We start from the raw sequence: 4414 nt of genomic DNA, 5'->3' as shown, positions 1-4414 counted from the left end.
TTTTGGCATTGGGCCCTCGGCGCTGACGGAGGCCATGGGCATGCTCAACCACCATTTCGCAGCAGCCGCCTGATCGGCGCAGAGCGACAGCCTACCTCTGACTGCCGCCAATCTTTGCAACAGAGCCAGGACTGGTTCCAAATTCTGCCGCTATGGCGGGCAACATGGACTGGTTGAAGTACACGTTTGCCACAGTCAATGCGGACGCGACAGCCATTAGGCTTATCGCTAATCCGCTGAGCTGATCCTCGGACCTGATATTCATGCCTTGGCACCATCAGCGACCTGAGAGTGTGGCCCCAAGACTTGTGCCGCCGCCGAAATTGCGGCGAGTGCTGTGGGAACACCTGCAACAATCGCTACCTGGGTAAGAACGCCGAAAATCTGGTCTCGGGTTGCACCCGCGCGTACCGCAGTGGGGACATGAAATTTGATGACATCAATTCCCGTTGCGCCCAACGCCGCGCCGGCTGCGATGATAACGAGTTCCCGGGTTTTCAAATCCAAATCGGTGCGGCTGTATACATCGCCGAAGACCCACTCAATCACATAGCGACCAAAATCAGGCGAGCTATCCTTAAATCCATCAAGGTATGCCTCCGTGGGAATGCCGGTGACTGCGGCGAATGTAGCAGATCCCCTGGCGAAACGGTCCTTTGAGACCTCAGCAGGCAAAGCGACGCTGGAATTTACGACTGACATACCCTATCTCCTCGTTTGCACTGCACCGTGCAGTCTCCAAAACATACATTGCACAGTGCAGTGCAGTCAAGGAAGGTGATGATCATCGTGAACGAAATTAGCCCGTCTTATTCATGAGGGCGGTGGATCGAAGCTGGCGAGCGTAGCGTAAAGCATTGATCTGGCTTAGGGATTGGGTGCTCACACCAACCTTCTTCACCCCATCGAGCCCGCCACGCCCGCCATGTCCGATCTTGACGCACTTCCGTTCGCGTTTCCATCCGTGAGAGCCAAGAAGCTCACAGCCGCCTTCGACGGCGGGCGCCTGACCTCGGACGGCGGCGTCCTGCTGCTGGCTCAGGCGGCCCGGCGGATGCGGATTGCCGACAAGCTCGCCGCGGTGATCCCGGACCGGCGCGATCCGAGCCGGATCGTGCACCCGCTGCCCGAGATCCTCCTGGCGCGCATCCTGGCCATCGCCTGCGGGTATGAGGACGCGGACGACCTCGACCACCTGCGCGCCGACCCCGCCTTCAAGCTCGCCTGCGGGCGCCTGCCCGAGAGCGGCGCGGACCTGATGAGCCAGCCCACCGTCTCGCGGCTGGAGAACACGCCGGACCTGCGCGACCTGATCCGGCTCGGGCGCGTGCTGGTCGACCTGTACTGCGCCAGCTACGCCGTGCCTCCAGCCGCCGTCACCCTGGACATCGACGACACCTGCGACGTGGTCCACGGCCAGCAGCAGTTGTCGTTGTTCAACGCCCACCACGATGCGCGCTGCTTTCTGCCCATCCACGTCTACGACACCGCCACCGCGCGCCCGGTGGCGATGATCCTGCGGCCGGGCAAGACGCCGTCCGGCCGCGAGGTGCGGGGCCATCTGCGCCGCCTCCTCAGGGCCATCCGCCGCCATTGGCCGACGACCGCGATCACGATCCGGGGCGACGGCCATTACGGCCGGCCCGAGGTCATGGACTGGTGCGAAGACAACGGCGTCGCCTACGTCTTCGGCCTGACCGGCACCAAGGCGCTGGCCGCCAAGGTCGAGGATATCGCCGATACCATCCGGGTGGTGCGGGCCATCGGCGACAAGGATGCGGTGCGCGGCTTTGCCGAGACCACGCACGCAGCCAAGTCCTGGCGGCAGGAACGTCGCGTCGCGGCTCGCATCGAAGCCACGCGGCTCGGCCTCGACATCCGCTACGTGGTCACCAACATCGAAACCGGCACGCCCGAATGGCTCTATGCCGAGCTCTACTGCGCCCGCGGCCAGGCCGAGAACCTGATCAAGCTCCACAAGGGCCAGCTCGCCTCCGACCGTACCTCGTGCCGGAACCCCGCCGCCAACCAGATGCGCCTCGTGCTGCACACCGCTGCCTATTGGCTGATGCTGACCGTGCGCGAGGCCATCCCGATCACCCATCGCTTGGCCAAGGCCGAGTTCGCCACGATCCGGTTGCGCCTGCTCAAACTCGGGGCCCGCGTCCGCGAGACCGCGGCCCGCGTCCGTCTCGCCTTTGCCGCAGCCAGCCCCGAGGCCGACCTGCTGCGCCACTTGGCGATCGCGCTCGCCCCGGCACCGGCCTGACCCATGGGGCAGAGACGCCCCGACGAACCCACGCCCGTCCCTCCAGCGCCAACAAAACGACCCCGATCCACACGCGTCAGGCAGACGCGCGATCCCGCTCGCCGTCAGCCCAGAACCCACCGTCCGCCATTGTCCGATGAATAAGACGGGTTAGCGATTCCCCCCCGCAGCGCCGGTCCCTCAACTCGCAGCGACATACCGAAACGAGAGGGAATCCTGGATGCCGCAACGCGCGTCTTCCTCGCGCGAGGCTTTGAAGACACGAGCATGGACCTGGTTGCGCGGGAGGCCTCAGTTGCGCGCCGAACTGTCTACAACCAGTTCGAAAGCAAGGAGGCGCTGTTTATCGCATCCGTAGAGCGAGTATGGAGTGAATTTCCCGTTGTGGAAATTACCGCTGATGAGTCTGTTCTAAGCGATCCGGCGGCTGGTCTGAAGCGGATTGGGGATGCCGTTGTGGATTTTTGGGAACCGCCGATTGCTGTGGCTTTTCTTCGTATGGTTATTAGTGAGGGAACCCGGTTTCCCGACCTGCCAACAACCTTCTTTGAAGCAGGGAAGGCGCCGGCAATGCGAGCTCTGGTAGAGTACCTGAGAACCTTAAGTGCGAACCGCGTGCTTCATGTCGAAGATGCGGAACTTGCAGCTTCACAGTTCTTAGGTTTGCTGAACGAGCCCCTTCTTTGGCTACGAGTTATCGGTATTGGGGATGCTCCATCGAAGGAGCGACGTGAGAAAGTGGTTGCCGAAGGCGTGAGCATGTTCCTCTCTCGCTATGGAAAGCGGCAAATATTGCCAGACAGCTAGGATGTTCACGCCCTAAAAATCATATTTTTATATCAAGGCGTAGCTGTCATCGTGAACCAAGCTCAAAAGGTATTGGCCGTAATTCGTCTTTGCTAGTAGATTTCCGGCTTTCTCGATGACCTCTGGCGTCACCCAGCCTTTCCGATAGGCAATTTCTTCGGGGCATGCGACTTGGAGATTTTGTCGGTCTTGAACTACTCGGACAAACTCACTTGCCTCAAGCAAGGAAGCGTGTGTTCCTGTATCAAACCAGCCATATCCTCGGCCTAACCTGACAACCGAGCACAAACCATTTTCTAAGTAGATATTGTTTACTGATGTTATTTCGAGTTCACCTCTATCGGAAGGTTTTATCGATTTGGCGATCTGCGAAGCATTGCCATCATAGAAATACAGCCCTGTAACGGCCCAATTTGACCTGGGGTTTGCGGGTTTCTCCTCTATGGTGACGGCTTTTCCCTCGCGGTCGAAGCTGACAACCCCATAACGCTCCGGATCGCGTACATGATAGGCAAACAGGCACGCTCCATGACCGGCTGTTGCTGCATCGGTCAGCTCGGCCCCGAGGCCATCACCATAGAAGATGTTGTCACCTAACACGAGCGCGCAGGGCTGTCCGGCGAGGAAACTTTCACCGATGAGCAACGCTTGAGCCAACCCATCTGGAGATGGCTGTGCTGCATAAGACAAGTTCAAACCCCATTGGCTCCCGTCGCGAAGCACCTGCTTATAAGCGTCCTGATCCTTCGGCGTCGTAATAACAAGAATGTCTCTGATACCGGCTAGCATCAGTGTGCTCAGGGGAAAGTACACCATTGGCTTGTCATACACAGGTAGGAGCTGCTTACTCGTTCCGAGAGTCACGGGATGTAAACGGGTGCCCGATCCGCCGGCGAGGATTATACCTCTCATTGGACTATCTCCTTTTGACTATCTTTTGCACCGAGGCCTAGGCGCTCGACGTGATGACCACGATCAAGAATATCCTGCCACCACCATGAGTTCTTTAGATACCATTCAACGGTATCGCGAATGCCAATTTCGAATGTACGACTTGGGAGCCATCCTAGATCCCGACTTATCTTGCTTGCATCGATGGCATAACGTTTATCGTGGCCGCGGCGATCTTCTACATAGGTGATTAGATCGCGACGCCGGCGTCCTGAAACGGGGGGAGCGAATTCGTCTAGAAGGTCACAGATCGTTTGTACGGCTCTGTTGCAAAGATTGGCGGCAGTCAGAGGTAGGCTGTCGCTCTGCGCCGATCAGGCGGCTGCTGCGAAATGGTGGTTGAGCATGCCCATGGCCTCCGTCAGCGCCGAGGGCCCAATGCCAAAA

The 4414-nt window shown here is 59.3% G+C and carries 4 protein-coding genes; 2 read left to right on the top strand and 2 right to left on the bottom strand.

Annotated features, from left to right (window positions below; all coding sequences use genetic code 11):
* Positions 1-261 precede the first annotated feature (261 nt).
* On the bottom strand, positions 262-702 hold the full coding sequence (locus QMX88_RS28895; RefSeq protein ID WP_071117966.1) for a carboxymuconolactone decarboxylase family protein: 441 nt from the start codon (positions 700-702) through the stop codon (positions 262-264).
* Between the two features lie 223 nt (positions 703-925).
* On the opposite strand from QMX88_RS28895, the gene QMX88_RS28890 reads away from it, so the two are divergent.
* Both QMX88_RS28890 and QMX88_RS28885 read left to right on the top strand, forming a co-directional pair.
* The gene (locus tag QMX88_RS28890; protein WP_023082273.1) at positions 926-2269 is read left to right on the top strand and encodes an IS1380 family transposase; all 1344 of its coding nucleotides are present in this window, start codon (positions 926-928) and stop codon (positions 2267-2269) included.
* Between the two features lie 156 nt (positions 2270-2425).
* Positions 2426-3076 carry a TetR/AcrR family transcriptional regulator gene (locus tag QMX88_RS28885; protein ID WP_079388470.1) on the top strand — a complete coding sequence of 217 codons (651 nt, stop codon included), beginning with the start codon at positions 2426-2428 and terminating at the stop codon, positions 3074-3076.
* A 27-nt stretch (positions 3077-3103) separates the two neighbouring features.
* Here QMX88_RS28885 and rfbA read toward each other — a convergent pair whose 3' ends face one another.
* On the bottom strand, positions 3104-3988 hold the full coding sequence (gene rfbA / locus QMX88_RS28880) for a glucose-1-phosphate thymidylyltransferase RfbA (RefSeq protein ID WP_023082278.1): 885 nt from the start codon (positions 3986-3988) through the stop codon (positions 3104-3106).
* Positions 3989-4414: the final 426 nt, after the last annotated feature.

Origin of the sequence: Pseudomonas sp. PS02290 (genome assembly GCF_029960075.1) — a bacterium.
GTDB lineage: Bacteria > Pseudomonadota > Gammaproteobacteria > Pseudomonadales > Pseudomonadaceae > Aquipseudomonas.
This window is presented reverse-complemented; position numbering and strand designations above follow the sequence as displayed.

What these genes read in the sequence shown, in the direction of transcription:
- QMX88_RS28895 (WP_071117966.1), bottom strand. Translation starts at nt 702, where the DNA reads ATGTCAGTCGTAAATTCCAGCGTCGCTTTGCCTGCTGAGGTCTCAAAG.
- rfbA (WP_023082278.1), bottom strand. Translation starts at nt 3,988, where the DNA reads ATGAGAGGTATAATCCTCGCCGGCGGATCGGGCACCCGTTTACATCCC.
- QMX88_RS28890 (WP_023082273.1), top strand. Translation starts at nt 926, where the DNA reads ATGTCCGATCTTGACGCACTTCCGTTCGCGTTTCCATCCGTGAGAGCC.